Source organism: Parasegetibacter sp. NRK P23 (assembly GCF_023721715.1).
Taxonomy (GTDB): Bacteria; Bacteroidota; Bacteroidia; order Chitinophagales; family Chitinophagaceae; genus Parasegetibacter.
On sequence record NZ_JAMDLG010000007.1, the window covers coordinates 79,301 to 97,377 of the forward strand.

Sequence of the window (18,077 nt, forward strand, 5' to 3'; positions counted from 1 at the left end):
TTAGAATCTAAAATTATACCTTTCGGGTTAATTCCTTTTGGGAATTTTGGATGTTGGATGTTGAATTTTGAATTGGATTGGCTTGGTTTTTACAGCAAAAAATGCACCTGCCTTGTGCGTTCGCTAAAATTCCTTCAACTTTTCTGCACTCAACAGCCATCATTCAAAATTCAAAATCCATCATTTAAAAATTATGCTCACCCTCGAAACATTTACGTTCAGCCCTATCCGGGAGAATACATACCTACTTCATAACGAAAAAAATGAATGTATAGTTGTTGATCCCGGCTGTTATTTTGATGAAGAAAAGCAAGTTTTGAAACAATGGATTGAAGTTCGGGGAATGGAAGTAAAACTTTTGTTAAATACCCACGGACACCTCGATCATGTCTTCGGAAACAAGTTTGTGGCCGAAACCTGGGGGCTGCAACCCTGGCTCCATCCCGCCGAAGAGCAGGTGTATAAAATGGCCCCCGCCTCCGGACTGATGTGGCAACTACCCTTTGAACCTTACACCGGCCCGATGCACTGGTTACAGGAAGGTACCGATGTTGTTTTTGGGGCCGATCGTCTCCAGGTATTGTTTACACCAGGACATTCTCCCGGAAGTGTTTCGTTCTACCATGCGGAACAGGGCTTTGTGATAGGGGGAGATGTGCTTTTCCACGAAGGCATCGGCCGAACCGACCTCCCGGGCGGAAGTATGGAGGTGCTGCTGAACAGTATCCGAACCCAACTTTTTACGCTGCCTGACGAAACGGTGGTATATCCCGGGCATGGAGAACCCACAACAATCGGATATGAGAAAAAACATAATCCCTTTCTTAACCGCTAGAGGTATTTCCCGATCACCGGGAACCTTTTGAATTCTTTTCTTTCCACCCGGAGAATGAAAAATCCGTATGCCGCCAGTAATAATGTAGCGAGCGCGTAATAAAATACTTTGTTGGCAACAACTGCCGTGAGTCCCTTGTGCACAAAGAACAACAGGGCCACAATGACCATGTAGGCGAGCAGTTTTTTCCAGGCGTAAGGAACCGGGTAAACTTTCTGACCCCAGGTGAAAGAGATGACCATCATGGTACCGTAACAGAGGAATGTGGCCCAGGCGCTAGCCATATAACTGAAATAGGGGATAAAGAAATAGTTCACCAGCAGCGTAATGCCCGCGCCCACCAGGGTAATGGTGGCGCCCGCCCGTGTTCTGCCCGAAATTTTATACCAGATCGAAAGGTTATAGTATATGCCCAGGAAGATATTCGCGAAAAGCAGGATGGGCACCACTTTCAGCCCTACCCACATTTCCGGGTTCTGGATAAAGTGTTTCCAGGCTTCCAGGTAAAGGGCCACGAACAGGAACATGCCTGTAACAGCGATCACGAAAAATTTCATGACCCTGGCGTACGTTTTCTGCGCGTTCTCCCCCTCAGCCTGTTTGAAGAAAAACGGTTCGGCGCCCATACGGAAAGCCTGCACAAACAAAGTAATGAGGAGCGAAAGCTTGTACACCGCGTTGTAAATGCCTGTTTCTCCTTTGGCCGCTTCCACGTCTATACCCAGTCGCCAAGGCAACATCAGCCGGTCGATTGTTTCGTTAATCATGCCTCCGAAGCCCACGATGGTAAGTGGGAGCGCGTAGACCATAATCTCCTTCCAAAGGCGTGCGTTGAACTGGAATTTGATGGAGAGCCATTCCCTGGAAAGGAAAATAAGGGTGAAGAAGGCCTGCAGCAGGTTGGCCATGATCACATAGCCTACCTGGTGATCCTTATTATAGAGCGCAAAGATGGTATTGTTAGGATACTGCTCTTTCAATTCCGGCAATACGGAAATAAAGAAATACACCGCCCCGATATTGATCAGAATACTGGCGATGCGGATGGTGGCGAATTTAATGGGCCTTCCTTCCTGCCGGAGTTTGGTGAACGGAAGAATGGCCAGCGCGTCCAGTCCGATGATAAGCGCCATCATGGTGATGTAATCCGGGTGTGCCGGAATCAGCGCCAGCGTTGCCAGTTCCTCCCTGAAACTGATGAGCAGGGTCGTGAAGATTAGAGTGGTGAAGATGATGGAAAGCGAAGTAGTATTGTACACTTCCCGCTCCTTACCCTGCTTCGCGAAACGGAAATAAGCGGTTTCCAGTCCATAAGCGAAAATCACGTTCAGCAAAGGCACGGCGCCATACACAATGCTCATTTCACCATACCCTTCGGTGGTCATGGTGCCGGTAAGGTAAGGGGTAAGCAAATAATTAAGGAAGCGGGCGCCCATGCTGCTGAGCCCGTACCAGAAAGTTTGTCCTGCCAGTTGTTTAATGCTGCTCAATGGTAATCGAATGTTCGACAAACCTACTGGAAGCAATTGGTTTTTGTATCTTTAGCAGGCAAAAACTTATGCGTATGCGCAATTTTACCCTTCTCCTTTCCGTCCTTTTTTTTGGCGTGTCTGCCCTCGCTCAAAGCACAGAAGGCACGGCTTCCTACAATAAAAAAACATATCCCGCCACCATCTCCGAGCTGCCTTATCCACCCGATGTGGTGGAAACAGCGGTGAAGCAGGAAATGAAAAAAAGAGGGTACTCCGGGAAAAACAACAAAGGGTATACTGAATACAAAGGGGTGCGTTTAAAGGAACTTGGTTCCGAATCCGTGGACCTTTATGTGAAAACGGAACGAAAGGGCCGGAAAGATAAAGACGCCACTATATTAACCATCCTCACCGCAAAAGGTGCTGAAAATTTTATTGGAAGAAGTGCAGATGGCGCATTGGCGGAAGGTGTGAAGCAATTCGCCAACAGCCTGCATCCGCTGGCGGGCGATCATGCGCTGGAACTGGAGATCGGTTCCCAGGAAGAACTGATCCGGAAGGCGGAAAGGAAATTCCAGGGACTGCAAAGTGATTCTGTTGCTTTGGAAAAAAAGAAACTGCAACTGGAACAAAGTATGGCAGAAAACAAGACCGCCATACAAAAACAGGGGGAGGAAGTAGAACTGCAGCGGAAAGTATTGGAAACCCTTCGCACCAAGCGGCGCAAGGAAAACGACTGATTATTCCGGGGCGCTGAAGCGCGGGTCGGCAATAAATGTTTCGTCGGTTAATGTGCGGAGAAACGCCACGATAGCGGCTTTCTGCCCCTGGGTAAGCGGGATGCCGTTGCGCAGCAAAGGATCCAGGGTAGGGCTTTGCTGGATGCCGCTCATATAATGTTGCACAGCCGCTTCAATAGAGAAAAACCGGCCATCGTGCATATAAGGATAGGTGAGTGCCAGATTTCTTAAACTCGGTACTTTGAATTTGAGTGAATCCTCTTTTCTGCGGGTGATGCCCATTCTCCCATAATCGTTGATAAAGGGGTTTATGTCCAACCCGTTGTTCCGGTAGCTGAGGTCGGTGAACAGCGGCTCCTTGTGACACGTAGCGCAGTTGGCTTTGAAAAGCGCATATCCATCGGCTTCCACCGGGGTGAAAGTGGCGGTGCCTTTTTTTACCTTATCGTATTTCGAATCAGCGGAAACCATACTTCCCACGAATTGTGTAATTGCCCGGAGCATGCGCTGGCTATTGATTTCCGGGGAACCGAAAGCTTTCCTGAATTGTTCCGGGTAAGCGGAATCCGCGCGTAGTTTGTTCAATACATTTTCTACGTCTTCAGCCATTTCGTTGGTGGCGGTAATAGGTGCCAGCGGTTGTACTTCAAGGTGATTGATGCCGCCATCGTAATGGAATTCGCTGTGCCAGGCCAGGTTGAAAAGGCCGGGCGCGTTACGGGTGGTGAAGGCATTGTTGAAACCGTGGCTAAAGGCGTGTTCAAACGTAGCGAATGCCGCGAATTGCTGGTGGCAGGAAGCGCAGGGGAAATTGCCATCCTTAGACAATTTACCATCATAAAAAAGGCGGCGACCCAGTTCAAATCCTTCTTTGGTGAGCGGGTTGTTGGCGAATACCGTTGTTTCCGTTGGGAACCCGTCAGGGATTTCAAGTGTCAGTGGCGTGGTGGAAAAACCGTTGTCCTTTTTGCACGCGGCAGGCAGCACCAATAGAAATAAGGTGGCCAGGGCGAAGGATATGACGGTGAGCTTTTTCATATTAGGGATTTCCGGCGGCCAGTAGGGTGAACATGCCACTGTAATTGTCGGCGTATTGCATGGCGGCTCCGCCCGGACTGTGAATGAATGAACTTCCGGCAATGGGAAGATCATGCACCCTGTTGAACCAGGTATTCACATTGGCCATGATCGCCACTTGTCCGTTTGCGCCAGGTCCAACCGTTAATGTTCCAGGAGACGGAATGGTGAATTCAACATAACGGAGTGCGGATTCACCGGTACGAAAACCACCTATATGATAAGAGAACTCTTTGTTTGGTGTTGTTGCGGCAGGTGAACTACCTTCCAGTTTCGCGAATACATACCCGGTATTCCAGGTCCAGAACATCCCCAATTTAGCGTCCAGCGCGCCAGCTTGGGCACCGGAGACGTTTCGTGTACTGTCCACGCCTATGAGGAAACGTATTTTATCGTAAGTACCCGCTTCAAACCGCGCTTCGAAATTTTTTGAATCAGCTTTGAAGTTGTCCACAAGGTGGTAGAAATCTGCGGCATAACTTGTTTTTCCTGTTGTGGAATTGCTCAGTTCCAGGTTGCTGATGTAGTATTTAAAGGTGCGCACTTCAAAAGCCTCTCCCTGGGGGGTAGTGTACTGACTGTTTGCAAGCAGTGGTTCAGTATCCACAAAGTTTTCGAAGAAGAACCGCACAGGATAGGTGGGAACAGGTGGTTCCTCGCCTTCAGTGCTTAGTTCCCGCTGGCAGGAAGTGAAGAGCATGGCCAGGAGGAATAATACATATAACTGCCTTATTACTGATTTCATGCGGTTTCTTTTAGTTAATAATCCTCACCCTTTCTTATACGAGATCTGTTCTGTTTCCGTTCGCTCTGTTGCTTCTTTTGTATGAGCCTTCTCTCTTTAACTGCCTTTCCGGGCCTGGTGGCTATCCTTGCTTTTTTGGGCGTGATGGCCAACGCTACCAGTTCATTCATTTTTTCCAGAACGCGTTGTTTATTGCCTAATTGTGAGCGTTCTTCCTGCGACTTAACGAGTAAAACACCCGATGCATTGATCCGGTTCGCCAGTTTCTGAAATACCATCGCTTGCTGCTGTTCATTCAATAAACGGCTGGCGGCCACGTCAAAGTATCCTTCCACCATGGTTTCCACTTTATTCACGTTCTGCCCTCCTTTTCCACCACTGCGCGCCGTCTGGAAGCTTATTTCAGGGGAAAGATCAATTTTCATGGGATGCTTTCTGTTATTTTCTTTTCTTTTACAGGTTAAAATTACTCAATTCATTCATTTATATGAGAACCGTTATTCAACGGGTATCCCAGGCTTCCGTTACCGTGGATGGAACCACATGCGCCGCCATTGGACCGGGATTACTCGTCCTGTTGGGTATTGAGGACAGCGATACGATAGAAGACATTGCATGGCTGAGCAAAAAAATCGTCCAGTTGCGCATTTTTAACGATGAAGAGGACGTAATGAACCGGAGTTTACTGGAAACCGGCGGAGACCTGATATTGGTGAGCCAGTTCACGCTGCATGCGGCCACCAAAAAAGGAAACCGGCCCTCCTATATCAAGGCCAGTAAACCGGAAATCGCCGTTCCGCTCTACGAAAAAATGATCACTCAACTTGAAGCAGACCTCGGAAAGAAGATCGGAACGGGTATTTTCGGAGCCGATATGAAAGTATCGCTGCTCAACGATGGACCGGTCACCATCTTTATGGACACCAAACAAAAAGAATAGAAAATGGAAGGAACACTAACACTTAAAGATGCCCAACAACGCGTGGACGAATGGATCAAAACCATTGGTGTCCGCTATTTCAACGAACTCACCAACCTGGGCATATTGATGGAAGAAGTTGGGGAGCTCTCCCGGCTGATGGTAAGAAAATATGGAGAGCAGTCTTTTAAAGCCTCCGACGAAGGCAAGGAACTGGGCGATGAAATGGCCGATGTACTCTGGGTGCTGCTGTGCCTGGCCAATCAGACCGGGGTGGACCTTACTGAAGCGCTGGAAAAGAATTTCGAGAAAAAGACGCATCGTGATGGAAAGCGCCATACGGAGAATGAGAAGTTGAGGCCCTGAGCGGGTAATGGTACGGTTTTTCCATAAAACCAGTAGCGGCTTCGTCCCTTATTCATCACCTAAAAACCGGCGATCTCCCATGAAATCAACTTTCCAGGTACTCAAACAGGCGGCCATCGATTTTATAGACGATAAAGTTTTGCGGATGAGCGCGGCCCTGGCCTATTATACGGTCTTTTCCCTGCCCGCCATGCTGCTGGTGATCATCTGGGTGAGTGATCTTTTCCTGGGAAGGGAGGCGATAGAAGGCTCGCTCTTCAACCAGATATCGGATTTCGTAGGCGCCGAGGCGGCCAAACAAATTGAAGGGGCCATCAGGGCTTCAAGGGAATCACAATCCGGCGGAATCGCCGCCGTAATCGGGATCGGCACATTGCTGGTAACCGCTACCACCGTGTTCGGAGAAATACAGGATTCCATTAACTATATATGGCGCCTGAAAGCGAAGCCCAAACGGGGCTTCCTGAAAATGCTGCTGAACCGGCTGATCTCTTTTTCCATGCTGGTGGGACTGGGCTTTCTCTTGCTGGTAACACTAATGGTGCACAGTCTGCTCAGCCTTTTGCTTGACCGCATCACGGCATTGCTGCCTGACCTTTCTTCCTACCTGGTCTACATCATCAACCTGTCCATCAGTTTCCTCGTTACTTCTCTGCTGTTCGGAATCATCTTTAAAGTGCTGCCCGATGCCAAAGTAAAGTGGCGGCATGTGCGGGCGGGCGCTTTTACCACCGCTATTCTTTTCATGGTGGGGGAGTTCCTGATCGGTTTATACCTGGGCAGCAACCAGGCCAGTTCCGTATATGGTGCGGCAGGGTCCCTTATCCTGATCCTGCTTTGGGTGTATTATTCCTCCATGATCCTGTATTTCGGGGCGGAATTTACCAGGGTGTATGCCATGCACAAAGGGGAAAGAATATACCCCAACGAATACGCCGTCTGGATTCAACAGGTTGAAATTGAATCCGAAAAAGCGCTACAGGATCAGCCGGAATAAAATATATTTGCAGCCTATGGCAAACGATACGAATACATTCCAGGCGATTATTTCGCATTGTAAAGAATACGGATTCATTTTCCCTTCCAGTGAAATTTATGATGGACTGGCAGCGGTGTACGACTATGGCCAGTGGGGCAGCGAACTGAAGCGGAACATCCGTGATTACTGGTGGAAAAGCATGACGCAAATGCACGAGAACATCGTGGGTATCGACGCGGCCATCTTCATGCACCCCACCACCTGGAAAGCAAGCGGACACGTTGATAATTTCAGCGATCCCATGATCGATAACAAAGATTCCAAAAAAAGATACCGGGTAGACCACCTGATTGAGGCCCACGCGGAAGAGCTGAAAGCCAAAGGAGATACCGCCGGAGCCGATGCGCTGATCGCTGAAATGAGAAAACTGGAAGCGGCAGATGACTATGCCGGACTGAAAACGCTGATCGATGAGAAAAAGATCAAATGCGCCGTAAGCGGAACCGTGAACTGGACCGATGTGCGCCAGTTCAACCTGATGTTCTCCACCGAATTCGGCGCCGTTTCCTCCGAAAACGAAGAAGACAATAAGGTTTACCTCCGTCCCGAAACCGCCCAGGGCATTTTTGTGAATTTCCTCAATGTGCAGAAAACCGGCAGGATGAAGATTCCTTTCGGTATCGCCCAGGTGGGGAAGGCCTTCCGGAACGAGATCGTGGCCCGGCAGTTTATTTTCCGGATGCGTGAATTCGAGCAGATGGAAATGCAGTTTTTCATTAAACCCGGAACACAGAAGGAATGGTACGAATACTGGAAGGAAGCCCGCATGAAATGGCACCAGAGCCTGGGCATTCCCGCGGAAAAATACCGTTTCCACGACCATGTGAAACTGGCCCACTATGCCGATGCCGCCTGTGATATTGAATTCGATTTCCCCATCGGTTTCAAGGAAGTGGAAGGCATTCACTCCCGTACCGACTTCGACCTCCGCAACCACCAGGAATACAGCAAAAAGAAAATGCAGTACTTCGATACGGAGATCAACCAGAACTATATCCCGTATGTGATCGAAACCTCCATCGGGCTGGACCGCTCCGTAATGATGGTGCTGAGCCACGCCTACACGGAAGAGGACCTGAGCACGCCTGAAAAGGCCGATAGTCGTGTGGTGCTGAAGTTTCCGGCCAAACTGGCCCCCATCAAACTGGCCGTGTTCCCCCTCACCAAAAAGGACGGGTTACCCGAACTGGCCCGGGAGCTGATGGATGCATGCAAGCCTCACTTCAAATGCTTCTACGAAGAAAAGGACGCCATCGGTAAAAGATACCGCCGCCAGGATGCGATTGGTACGCCTTTCTGTGTTACGGTGGACCACCAGACCAAAGAGGACCGCACGGTTACCATTCGTTTCAGGGACTCTATGGAGCAAAAGCGGGTACACATGGATGAGGTGAAAACACTTATTCTGGCGGAAATTTTTTAGCAAATGTCAACCTTTCAATAAGAAACGGTTAATTTTGCAGAAATAACCTCTATTCAAATCCAGGAAAACCAATTACTAAAAAAGGTAAATCTGAAAAGATTTATCCTCCGTAGTTATGTTAAACGATTAAATCTACTACTTTGGTTGCCCTGACAATCTCGCTCAACATCATTCAGTTTGCACTGCTTGCCGCTACGCTTGTAGGCATAGGGTTCTTTATTCGTACCCGTCAACTGAGAAAAAAACAATCCCGCATTTTTGAACTGGAAAATGAAATGATCTCTAACCACGCGGAGATACTCAAATTGCACCAGGAAATATCAGCGCTGAAACAACAATTGCCGCAGAGCAATGCCAATGTGCCCGTGGTGCCATTGAAGCAGGAGCCTCAGGCGGGAGATGTTTCCGCTACGCTCAAGAAGCGCGCTTACTAGTAGTTTTCCGTTAGATTTTTTTGATCTTTCCTGATTTGCGTATTGCCGGAAGAAGGGCTGTACTTAATATTCTTTTGTCAATGGGTTAAATTCCTTTTCACGCAATTGCTTCGTACCTCGCAATGCGCTGCTTCGTACCTCGCAGGAGCAAGGACGCAAAGACAGGCTTCATTGCAGGATGTACTATTATTGTATACGGTTAGAAATACAACTCAATTAACCAAAGAGGGCGTATCGAAAACGATACGCCCTCTTTGGTTATGGAATTCGGTTGAGCATTATTTGGCGATGACCAGTTTCTGGGTCCATTCTTTTCCTGCGTGGGTGATCTTCAGCCAGTAGATACCGTTGGCAAGGTGTTGCAACGCGAAGTTTTTGCGGTAGGTGCCGGTGAAGGTATTGCGGTTTTCGTTATAAATTGCCTGACCTTGCGTGTTGTACAGTGCAATGGCGAGTTTACCGGTCCGGGTGGTCTGGAAGGCGAGTTCGAAGTTCCCGTTATTGGGGTTCGGGGCCACCAGTACGCCATTGGAAATATTGTCAAGGTCAACCAACGCGGTCACGAGTGCGTTGATCGTATTGGAAGGCACGGTGCATCCTGAAACAGTAGCGTCCACACGGTAGGAACCTGGTTCAATGATGGTATAGGTAGCACCGGTCGCACCAGGGATGGCGATGTTGTTCCTGTACCATTGCAGACCGGTGGTAACATTACTGGTAAGCAGGTTACTGTTTTGTGTGATAACGGGGGCCGTGCTCTGTTGCGCTACTATCGGGGTTTTTGAAGCGCTTGCACAACCCTGTGATCGCGCCACAATATCATAAGTGAGGTAGAAGAATTTCTGGAAATTGTTGGGATTATCGTTATTGTAGTTGCTGTTCCCCGTGAGCCGGAAAAAGGCGTTTCCTATGGGGTAGGGATTGGTGGCCAGGTTTTGGTTGATGATGGCGTAAACGGTATCGCCGTTAGTGGTCTGTTCCAGCTCCATCAGTAAAATATGATCTCCGGTTTCATTCACGGGCAGGTTCACCTGATAGTACCTGCCTGCGTCGGAGCCATCCGCGTTTCTGCTTCTTTGTACATCTAGCACGGTTCGAGCGAGCGGTATGTAAGAAATATTTGTTCCATTGAACGATTGAAGATTGGCTACGGTAAGCGTAATTTTTCCCGATGTAGCGGTATAAACACGGAATCCTTCAATTATAACGGGGGTGCTGTTGCTGAAGTTATTAAAGGCGGTAAACCTGTTATACGTGGCTGTTGAGGTGCCTAAAGTAGTGATGCCTGGTGCCGCCACACTCCGGAAATCGTTTCTGCCCAGGTAAAAAGTATTATTAGCCGGAATACTGGTGGTATTCACATTTTGCCCTGCACCTATGGGCACTGTACCGTTACTCGTGGTATACCATAAAAGGTTGCCTGAAGACTCATTACTGCGAAGTTGCGCGGTACCCGGGCCGCAAATGGTGGCGGTGCCGGTGGGTGCGGCGCTGGCCGCGGCGATGGTGATGTTTTGTCGAACCGTATCGTTGGCCAGGTTCTGATCATTCGATGCATCAAAAGTGGTATACGCTTCGATGGTGTAACTTGCACCCGGCGTTGTGGCGAAGGTGAACTGACCGGTATACTGCACTTCCGAGCCGGCGCGCACCTTACCTCTGTAAAAATTCAGGTTGTTCACGATTTCCGTAGCGCCCGACTTAATGATCACCCGAACAGGAATACTGTCCAGCATACCAGTGCCCTGGTTCCTCAAACGGAGCGTAACGCGCTGCGCGGGATTGGCGCATTCACCTGGTGCCGGATACACCAGGGAGGTGACCCGCACATCTTTGGATGGCTTCACAAAAGAGACAGGGAAATCGTAGGTGGAACCATTGCCGTAGTTTCCACACGCACTAATATTATTGATGTTTGTTGTTTCCTGAATCACGAGTCGCAGCCTGGTGGTGCTTCCGATGGAAACAGTGGCGGGAATGGCGATTGTCCCGGAAAAAGTACCGTTTCCTGTAATGCCGGTAACCGTGGCCGCGACCTGTTCATTCACATCGAAAGTGCCGTTGTTGTTGAAGTCGATGAATATTTTGGCCATTTTAGCGTTCGTTCCAGCGCCGCAATTGGTAAGTTTAGCACTAAAGGAGAGGTTAGAGGCGGGTTCTGCCGAAATAGTACTGCCCGTAACGTTCATGTAGCCAACGCAGGCACTCGGGTCCACGGGGGTGTACGTGGTGCTGCCTGCCACCAGTTGCTCGAGAATCCCACCTGTACCAGCGGAAGCGGACGTACAGTAGGTTATCCCGTTTACCCCTGTTGCAATGAGGGAATATGCCTGGGGACCCTGCGACAGTGTTCCTTTGTTGGAAACGGTAATCGTGTAGGTTTCGCCGGGTATAGGATTAAGCACCTCAATCTTTTCAAAATTATCCACGGTATTGTCCGCTCTGGTGGCTGCCGCGGAAGGTGCGAGCACATTCAGTCTCCAAGGTAAAAACGACTGGGATCCACGGGTCACGCGCACGTCAAGGTCATGAACTAGTTTGGAGGTTCTGCTGTTCAGCGGTGTCCCTGAGGTCACTTCTCCTTTCGGATCTGTCCAGCAAATGGACACCACCAGCGGTTCTTTTCCGGAAGCGACCACGGTAATGGTTTGCGGGGTACCTGAATTGAGTGTGCGCTCCTCTATGAGGGAACCGGCGTTCCTGTTCGTAATTACCGCGGCTGCTTTCACCATGTTCAGCAAACCCCATCCATGAATATAATCCGGACCAGGGTTTGCTCCTGCTTCATCCGCCGTGTGCAGCGCAATACCTTTTAACGTGGCCGATCTCATCACTGCGTTGCCGTTCTTCTGGGCGTACAGTTCCTGCAACAATAGAAGAGAGCCCGTAACGTTCGGCGTAGCCATGGAGGTACCGCTGATGCTGGTGTAAGCGTTGTCGCTTCCGGCGTACGAAGACAATACATTGGTTCCCACAGCAACCAGGTCAGGTTTGATCCGGCCATCGTCAGTTGGACCCCAACTGCTGAAATCCGATATTTTGACGTCCGATGCTGAATAGTACCCGGATGGAAGGGCATCAACCGCACCAATGGTAAGGATATTTTTCGCGGTGCCATACGTGGAAATAATGTCGTAACCATCGTTGTTGCTCAGGTTCTGCGGTCTTTCCCCTTTGTTCACGAGGTTATTGCTTGCGTCATATCCCCAATACACGCTACCGGGATCGGGTCCGTTCTGGCTCCTGTTGTTTCCGGCAGACTTTACGATCAGGTAGTTCGGTGCGTTGTAAGCCAGTTCGTCCCATCTTTGCGCGTCAGCGCTGTAATAGCCGAATTTATAATCTTCCGTGGCCCCATTGGGCGCGTTAAATTCCCACCTGTTCTGTGTACTGTTGAATTGCCATCCTGCCGGTTGTCCGTAGGAGTGGTTCGATAGGAGCAGGTTGGCTGCTACCCCAGCCATTTCCGTTTGATAACTGTTGAAATCGTAAGCCTGTAATTGCTGGAAACCAAAGGCCATTCCTTTGGCCAATGGATTCACGCCTGAAGCTATTAATGTACCTGCTACATGCGTGGCATGGTTCTGTGGCGTGGAAGCGTTGTCCTGCTGTATCACCCTGCCGGTAAGTTCTATATGTGTCCCCCTCACCATGCCTTCGTCCCAGATGCCCATTTTGCCACGTACACTGGCACTGCTTCCGTTCAGGTTCAGCCCGGTGGTGCCGCCTGCCCACAACTGGTTAGTGCCTACTGTTGCTGCTGATGTCAGATTATTATGACTTGAGATATAGACCGGAAAGCCATTCTCATCCACACCCGCCAACATGATGAAATTTCCCGCTGCGTCGCGGCTGCTTACCGGCCAGCCCTTTGTTTTAGAAAGTTGAAGCGCCTTAGACAAACTGGCTTTTTCGTAATCCGAGAAACTTGCTTTCAAGCGGGTCAACGCCGCCACATTCGTTTTTTCCTGGCTGGAAACTGTGGCGCAAAAGCCGATTAACGCGGTCAACAACAGGTATTTCCAGCCCTTCTTCATATAAGGTGTATGATTAATCATTAATTTACGCAATAGCAGGCTTCTGGCCACCAGGTGAGCAATGTTTATCTAATTACGCATACAAGTTATGAAACAGATTTTCAAATCGGCTAAAATTCAGCTAATAATACCCATTCTGTCGATGATCATCCTCAACGCATGCGGCACCCGCCCGGGCAACAAAGGGAATGCCCTGAAGCAGGGTATTTCCGGCCAGGTACTCTGGGTGGCTGGGAACAGGATGCCTTCCCCGGACAATCCCGCTGATACCCCGCCGGGCATTCAGTGTACCCTGTTCATCCACGAACTCACTGCCCCTGCTATGGCTGAAGCCGCCGCCAATCCTTCTTTCTACAAAAAGATCAACAGCCCGTTGGTAAAATCGTTCAAAACAGAAAAGGATGGAACCTTCTCCATTGAACTTCCGGCGGGGGATTACTCCGTGCTGATGGGGGTGGATTCCCTCTTCTATGCCAACATATCGGACCAGTTCGGGAACCTGAACCCGGTTCACGTGGGCAAAGATTCGGTTACACCGCTCCGGCTGATGCTCGACTACAAGGCCGTGTATTAAAAGAATCGTCGTACCTTTGCGCCCTGTTCCGCAAGGAACGGTACAGAATGGCACGATGAACCTGCAGGAGTTACTGGACATACAAGCGAAGCACCCCCGTCTTTTTCAACTGGCGGACAGGCTCACTATGCAGGAACCCCAACGCATCTTCTGTAAAAACCTGCACGGAAGCGCCAGCCAGTTCCTGGTAACGGCTGTTTTCAAACACGAATTTACGAAGCACCGCAACCACCTCATTATCTTGAATGATGCGGAAGAAGCAGCTTATTTTCACAATACGCTGGAGAACCTCACCGAAGCGCTCGATCTTTTCTATTTTCCCTCTTCCTTCAAGAACAAAAAGAATTTCCGCCTGCTCAACAGCAGTCACGTAATGCTGCGCACCGAGGCGCTCACCCGGCTCAGCGGAAGGGAAGGCGCGAAAAAGATCATCGTCACCTACCCGGAAGCGTTGTTCGAAAAAGTGGTGTTGCCCGAAACGCTTTCCGGTAACATCATCCGGCTGAAAGCCGGGGATGAGATCAGCCCCGAAGCGTTAATGACGCAACTCGTGGAATACGGTTTCCAGCGCACTGATTTTGTGTATGAACCCGGCCAGTTCGCCGTCCGCGGTGGCATCCTCGATATCTATTCTTACGGGAACGAAAAACCTTACCGGCTTGAACTGTTCGGGAACGATGTGGATTCTATCCGCATCTTCGACCCGGAAACCCAGTTGAGCGAACGGAAACTGCTCCAGGTTACCATCATTCCCAATGTGGAAACAAGGTTCGATTCCGGCCAGAAAGTGTCCCTGCTTGAATTCGTGGACGAAGAAACCATCGTATGGCTCCAGGATTGGGATGTGGTGGAAGAAAAGATCCGCGTGCAGGAAGAGGACCTTCAACTTTACCTCGATATCCCATACACGCCCAAAGAAGAGGACGATGAAACCACGGTGAAGCAACAGGTTTCCGTTCAGGACTTCGTTCCGGCAGATTCCATCCGCGAAAAACTGGATGCGTTCCACCTGATAGAGATCGGGTATAAATCACATTTCGCAAAGGTTGAAATTGAATTCAACACAATAGAGCAACCCGCCTTTAACCGGCATTTCGACCTGCTCATCAAAGACCTCAGGAACTGGGAACAGAAAGGGTACGGTATTTACCTGTTCGCGGAAAACCCGCGCCAGTTGGAGCGTTTACACAGTATTTTCACCGACCTCAATTCGGAAATACCATTCGTGCCCGTTCCGGTCGCTATCCATGAAGGGTTCATCGATCACGATGTAAAATCGGTTTGTTACACGGACCACCAGATATTCCAGCGTTACCACAAATACAAGGTTAAGCAGGCTTACAATAAGAACAAAGCCATTACGCTGCGTACTTTGCGCGAGCTTCAACCCGGTGATTACGTTACGCATATTGATCACGGGGTGGGGGTATATAGCGGATTGCAGAAGCTGGAAGTGAACGGCAGGCTGCAGGAAGCGGTCCGCATCATCTACAAGGATAACGATATCCTGTACGTGAACATCAACTCCCTGCACAAGATCACCAAGTATACCGGGAAGGAAGGATCGGTGCCGAAAGTGAACAAGATTGGCAGCGATGCCTGGCAGAAACTGAAGGAGAAAACGAAAACGAAGGTAAAAGAAATCGCCTTCGATCTCATACAACTGTATGCGCAACGAAAGGCGCAGCAAGGGTTTGCACACGCGCCCGACAATTACATGCAAACCGAACTGGAAGCGTCCTTCATTTACGAGGATACGCCCGACCAGAGCAAGGCTTCGGCCGATGTGAAGAAAGATATGGAAAACCCGTCGCCGATGGACCGTCTCGTTTGTGGCGATGTGGGCTTCGGTAAAACGGAAGTAGCTATCCGCGCGGCTTTCAAAACATGCTGCGACAATAAACAGGCCGTGATCCTGGTTCCAACCACGATCCTCGCTTTCCAGCACTATAAAAACTTCAGTGACCGGTTGAAAGATTTCCCCGTTACCGTGGATTATATCAACAGGTTCAAATCTTCCAAAGAGAAGAAAGAAACCTTGCAGCGGCTCAAAGAAGGGAAGATTGATATCATTGTGGGAACGCACGCCCTGCTTGGAAAAGATGTGCATTTCAAGAACCTGGGGCTCATCGTGATCGATGAGGAACAGAAGTTTGGTGTGGCGGCAAAAGAGAAACTGAAGACGCTGAAAACAAACGTGGACTGCCTCACCTTAACGGCAACGCCTATCCCAAGAACGTTGCAGTTCTCCCTGATGGGCGCGCGTGACCTCAGTATCATCAATACTCCACCTCCCAACCGGCAGCCCATTCAAACGGAAGTGCAGGTGTTCAACCACGATTTCATCAGGGACGCGATCTATTTTGAAACGGAACGCGGCGGCCAGGTGTTCTTTATCCACAACCGGGTGCAGGGGCTCCAGGAAATGGCGGGACTAATCCAGGGACTTTGTCCGGACCTCAGTATTTCTTATGCGCACGGACAAATGGAAGGGCACGAACTGGAAGAGAAAATACTCGATTTCATTGATAAGAAATACGATGTGCTGGTGTGTACCAACATCGTGGAAAGCGGTGTGGATATTTCCAATGTGAATACCATCATCATCAACAACGCGCACCATTTCGGATTAAGTGATCTGCACCAACTGCGCGGACGCGTGGGCCGGAGCAACCGCAAAGCGTTCTGCTACCTGCTGGCGCCGCCAATGAGTACTCTGCCCACCGATTCCCGTAAACGTCTGCAAACACTGGAACAGCACAGCGAATTGGGCAGTGGTTTCCAGATCGCCATGCGCGACCTCGATATCCGTGGCGCGGGCAACCTGCTCGGTGGAGAACAAACAGGTTTCATGGCTGAGATCGGTTTCGAAATGTACCAGAAAGTACTGGACGAAGCCATCAAGGAACTGAAACGTACCGAGTTCCGGGATCTGTTTAAGGAAGAGATTTCCCGCCAGGAAGATTATGTGCAGGATTGCTCCATCGATACCGATCTCGAAATACTTATTCCAGACGATTATGTGGAGAGCATCGCCGAAAGGTTATCCCTGTACAGCCGCCTCGACAACTGCGATACGGAAGAGGAACTGACCGCTTTCCACCACGAAATGAACGACCGTTTCGGACCTGTACCACACCAGGTGGAGGACCTGTTTACCACAGTTCGTTGCCGGAAGATAGCCGTGGAACTCGGTTTCGAGAAACTCACGTTGAAAGACGATACGCTGCGTTGTTACTTCGTGAACAAACCCGACTCTCCTTATTTTGAATCTGAAACCTTCAATAAATTATTGGATTTCATTCAACGCGGTACCAATAAAGCCAAACTCAAACAAACCGGGAAGCACTTCTTCCTGGTGGTGGAACCGATGAAATCTATGGAAGACGTGTTCCGTTTCCTGGACCTTGCGAAGCGCTCGATGAACTGATTCCCGCCTGTTTTTTTCTCCTGTTGATGATGTTCCCGGTAAATGCGATAAGCAGTGCCAGAATGGGAACGCCCCAAACCAATGCCGCCCAGCGGAAAGTCTTTTTTACTTCTTTTGCTGAAGCGTCCATCAGCGCCAAACGCGCTGTGATAAACGCTTTTTGCCCGGGGGCGTATTGTAATGCCGCTTCATAGAATGGTTTGGCGGTGGAACGGGTATTCGTTTTGGCCACGAGATCGGCGAAAGCGATGAGCAACTTTGCGGTAACCGAATCGGGAGAAGGGAAAATGGCCGTACGCAAATGCAGTTGCCAGGCCAGTTGCAGCATTAGCGTATCCGTATTTGCGGCAATGGTTTGCTTTGGATCGTTCAGCCAATGGTCAAAAGGCGTGTTGCCATTCAGTGCAAGTACCTTATTGTTTCCTTGAAGCAGGTCGATCCGTAGTTGCCCACTGCCGAACCAGGCGCCGGGGAAAAGGGCATAACTACGTTTTGCCAACTGAAGTGCCTTTTCTTTATTTCCTTTTTGTTCATAGATCAGCGATAAGTTCGCGGCCAGGTTAGATTCTTCGGAGTGACTCTTGTATAGGTTTTCCAGAGTAGTTGCCGCCAGCGGATCTCCTAAAATATAATTGCAGAAGGCGAGATCGGCCTGGAAGCGGAAATCATTTTCTGGATGTCCTTCGGCAAGGAGCTTTTGTTTGAAGGCAACGAAGTAGGTTTTGTTCTTTATCGACCAGAATGAACTTTTTCCAGCGGAATCCGGAAGCATCTTCGAAAGATCTGGGGCTGTACCCGCAAAGGGAAAATTCCTGTCGTAGTAAAAATGAGCGGAGGCGCTGCCGCAGAAAAGAAAGAAACAGAGGGAAAGCAGGAATACGCGGCTTTTATAATGCGAGGGCGGACTGGCCGGCATCGAAATATTCTTAAGGATAGCTGAGAGCGGGCTTTGCATGAATTCCGGAGATTTCCGGCAAATGTAGGGT

15 protein-coding genes are annotated in these 18,077 nt (G+C 49.6%); 9 read left to right on the plus strand and 6 right to left on the minus strand.

The genetic code is table 11. The features are described 5' to 3' along the window. Positions 1 to 193 precede the first annotated feature (193 nt). The gene (locus tag M4J38_RS17025) at positions 194 to 835 is read left to right on the plus strand and encodes an MBL fold metallo-hydrolase (protein ID WP_251761006.1); all 642 of its coding nucleotides are present in this window, start codon (positions 194 to 196) and stop codon (positions 833 to 835) included. Here the strand turns inward: M4J38_RS17025 and M4J38_RS17030 are convergent. Continuing rightward, a complete protein-coding gene (locus tag M4J38_RS17030) occupies positions 832 to 2,325 on the minus strand; it encodes a lipopolysaccharide biosynthesis protein (RefSeq protein WP_251761007.1) in 1,494 nt (497 codons plus the stop codon). The genes M4J38_RS17025 and M4J38_RS17030 overlap by 4 nt on opposite strands. Before the next feature lie 74 nt (positions 2,326 to 2,399). On the opposite strand from M4J38_RS17030, the gene M4J38_RS17035 reads away from it, so the two are divergent. Beyond that, a complete protein-coding gene (locus M4J38_RS17035) occupies positions 2,400 to 3,047 on the plus strand; it encodes a hypothetical protein (RefSeq protein WP_251761008.1) in 648 nt (215 codons plus the stop codon). Here M4J38_RS17035 and M4J38_RS17040 read toward each other — a convergent pair whose 3' ends face one another. From M4J38_RS17040 to arfB, 3 genes are read right to left on the minus strand one after another with little or no spacing between them, the layout of a single operon-like run. Beyond that, the gene (locus tag M4J38_RS17040; protein ID WP_251761009.1) at positions 3,048 to 4,085 is read right to left on the minus strand and encodes a cytochrome-c peroxidase; all 1,038 of its coding nucleotides are present in this window, start codon (positions 4,083 to 4,085) and stop codon (positions 3,048 to 3,050) included. It abuts the gene before it with no gap. A 1-nt stretch (position 4,086) separates the two neighbouring features. After that, positions 4,087 to 4,869, minus strand: a complete 783-nt coding sequence (locus tag M4J38_RS17045; protein WP_251761010.1) for an MbnP family protein — start codon at positions 4,867 to 4,869, stop codon at positions 4,087 to 4,089. A 14-nt stretch (positions 4,870 to 4,883) separates the two neighbouring features. Next, entirely contained in the window at positions 4,884 to 5,294 is a 411-nt protein-coding gene (gene arfB, locus M4J38_RS17050; protein WP_251761011.1) for an alternative ribosome rescue aminoacyl-tRNA hydrolase ArfB, read from the minus strand. A gap of 62 nt (positions 5,295 to 5,356) precedes the next feature. Between arfB and dtd the strand changes: the two genes are divergently transcribed. The 5 genes from dtd to M4J38_RS17075 all read left to right on the plus strand — a co-directional run bounded on the left by dtd (position 5,357) and on the right by M4J38_RS17075 (position 9,050). Further along, positions 5,357 to 5,809, plus strand: a complete 453-nt coding sequence (gene dtd / locus M4J38_RS17055; RefSeq protein WP_251761012.1) for a D-aminoacyl-tRNA deacylase — start codon at positions 5,357 to 5,359, stop codon at positions 5,807 to 5,809. Positions 5,810 to 5,812: 3 nt separating this feature from the next. Further along, complete coding sequence (locus M4J38_RS17060; RefSeq protein WP_251761013.1) at positions 5,813 to 6,154, plus strand: nucleotide pyrophosphohydrolase; 342 nt, start codon at positions 5,813 to 5,815, stop codon at positions 6,152 to 6,154. Positions 6,155 to 6,233: 79 nt separating this feature from the next. After that, entirely contained in the window at positions 6,234 to 7,151 is a 918-nt protein-coding gene (locus tag M4J38_RS17065; RefSeq protein ID WP_251761014.1) for a YihY/virulence factor BrkB family protein, read from the plus strand. 16 nt (positions 7,152 to 7,167) lie between these two features. Then, on the plus strand, positions 7,168 to 8,616 hold the full coding sequence (locus M4J38_RS17070; protein WP_251761015.1) for a glycine--tRNA ligase: 1,449 nt from the start codon (positions 7,168 to 7,170) through the stop codon (positions 8,614 to 8,616). 140 nt (positions 8,617 to 8,756) lie between these two features. Then, on the plus strand, positions 8,757 to 9,050 hold the full coding sequence (locus tag M4J38_RS17075) for a hypothetical protein (protein WP_251761016.1): 294 nt from the start codon (positions 8,757 to 8,759) through the stop codon (positions 9,048 to 9,050). 278 nt (positions 9,051 to 9,328) lie between these two features. Here the strand turns inward: M4J38_RS17075 and M4J38_RS17080 are convergent, their stop codons facing one another. After that, complete coding sequence (locus M4J38_RS17080) at positions 9,329 to 13,087, minus strand: S8 family serine peptidase (protein ID WP_251761017.1); 3,759 nt, start codon at positions 13,085 to 13,087, stop codon at positions 9,329 to 9,331. An 88-nt stretch (positions 13,088 to 13,175) separates the two neighbouring features. Here M4J38_RS17080 and M4J38_RS17085 point away from each other — a divergent pair, with 88 nt between their 5' ends. Both M4J38_RS17085 and mfd read left to right on the plus strand, forming a co-directional pair. Next, positions 13,176 to 13,661: a hypothetical protein gene (locus M4J38_RS17085; protein ID WP_251761018.1), complete on the plus strand. Its 486-nt coding sequence runs from the start codon at positions 13,176 to 13,178 to the stop codon at positions 13,659 to 13,661. Between the two features lie 55 nt (positions 13,662 to 13,716). Continuing rightward, on the plus strand, positions 13,717 to 17,091 hold the full coding sequence (gene mfd / locus M4J38_RS17090) for a transcription-repair coupling factor (RefSeq protein WP_251761019.1): 3,375 nt from the start codon (positions 13,717 to 13,719) through the stop codon (positions 17,089 to 17,091). Here mfd and M4J38_RS17095 read toward each other — a convergent pair. Then, entirely contained in the window at positions 17,039 to 18,046 is a 1,008-nt protein-coding gene (locus tag M4J38_RS17095) for a type IV pilus biogenesis/stability protein PilW (RefSeq protein ID WP_251761020.1), read from the minus strand. The two genes, mfd and M4J38_RS17095, sit on opposite strands and share 53 nt — an antisense overlap. Positions 18,047 to 18,077 lie beyond the last annotated feature (31 nt).

What these genes read in the sequence shown, in the direction of transcription:
- M4J38_RS17085 (WP_251761018.1), top strand. Translation starts at nt 13,176, where the DNA reads ATGAAACAGATTTTCAAATCGGCTAAAATTCAGCTAATAATACCCATT.
- M4J38_RS17080 (WP_251761017.1), bottom strand. Translation starts at nt 13,087, where the DNA reads ATGAAGAAGGGCTGGAAATACCTGTTGTTGACCGCGTTAATCGGCTTT.
- M4J38_RS17065 (WP_251761014.1), top strand. Translation starts at nt 6,234, where the DNA reads ATGAAATCAACTTTCCAGGTACTCAAACAGGCGGCCATCGATTTTATA.
- M4J38_RS17070 (WP_251761015.1), top strand. Translation starts at nt 7,168, where the DNA reads ATGGCAAACGATACGAATACATTCCAGGCGATTATTTCGCATTGTAAA.
- mfd (WP_251761019.1), top strand. Translation starts at nt 13,717, where the DNA reads ATGAACCTGCAGGAGTTACTGGACATACAAGCGAAGCACCCCCGTCTT.
- M4J38_RS17040 (WP_251761009.1), bottom strand. Translation starts at nt 4,085, where the DNA reads ATGAAAAAGCTCACCGTCATATCCTTCGCCCTGGCCACCTTATTTCTA.
- M4J38_RS17035 (WP_251761008.1), top strand. Translation starts at nt 2,400, where the DNA reads ATGCGCAATTTTACCCTTCTCCTTTCCGTCCTTTTTTTTGGCGTGTCT.
- M4J38_RS17025 (WP_251761006.1), top strand. Translation starts at nt 194, where the DNA reads ATGCTCACCCTCGAAACATTTACGTTCAGCCCTATCCGGGAGAATACA.
- M4J38_RS17095 (WP_251761020.1), bottom strand. Translation starts at nt 18,046, where the DNA reads ATGCAAAGCCCGCTCTCAGCTATCCTTAAGAATATTTCGATGCCGGCC.
- arfB (WP_251761011.1), bottom strand. Translation starts at nt 5,294, where the DNA reads ATGAAAATTGATCTTTCCCCTGAAATAAGCTTCCAGACGGCGCGCAGT.
- M4J38_RS17060 (WP_251761013.1), top strand. Translation starts at nt 5,813, where the DNA reads ATGGAAGGAACACTAACACTTAAAGATGCCCAACAACGCGTGGACGAA.
- dtd (WP_251761012.1), top strand. Translation starts at nt 5,357, where the DNA reads ATGAGAACCGTTATTCAACGGGTATCCCAGGCTTCCGTTACCGTGGAT.
- M4J38_RS17045 (WP_251761010.1), bottom strand. Translation starts at nt 4,869, where the DNA reads ATGAAATCAGTAATAAGGCAGTTATATGTATTATTCCTCCTGGCCATG.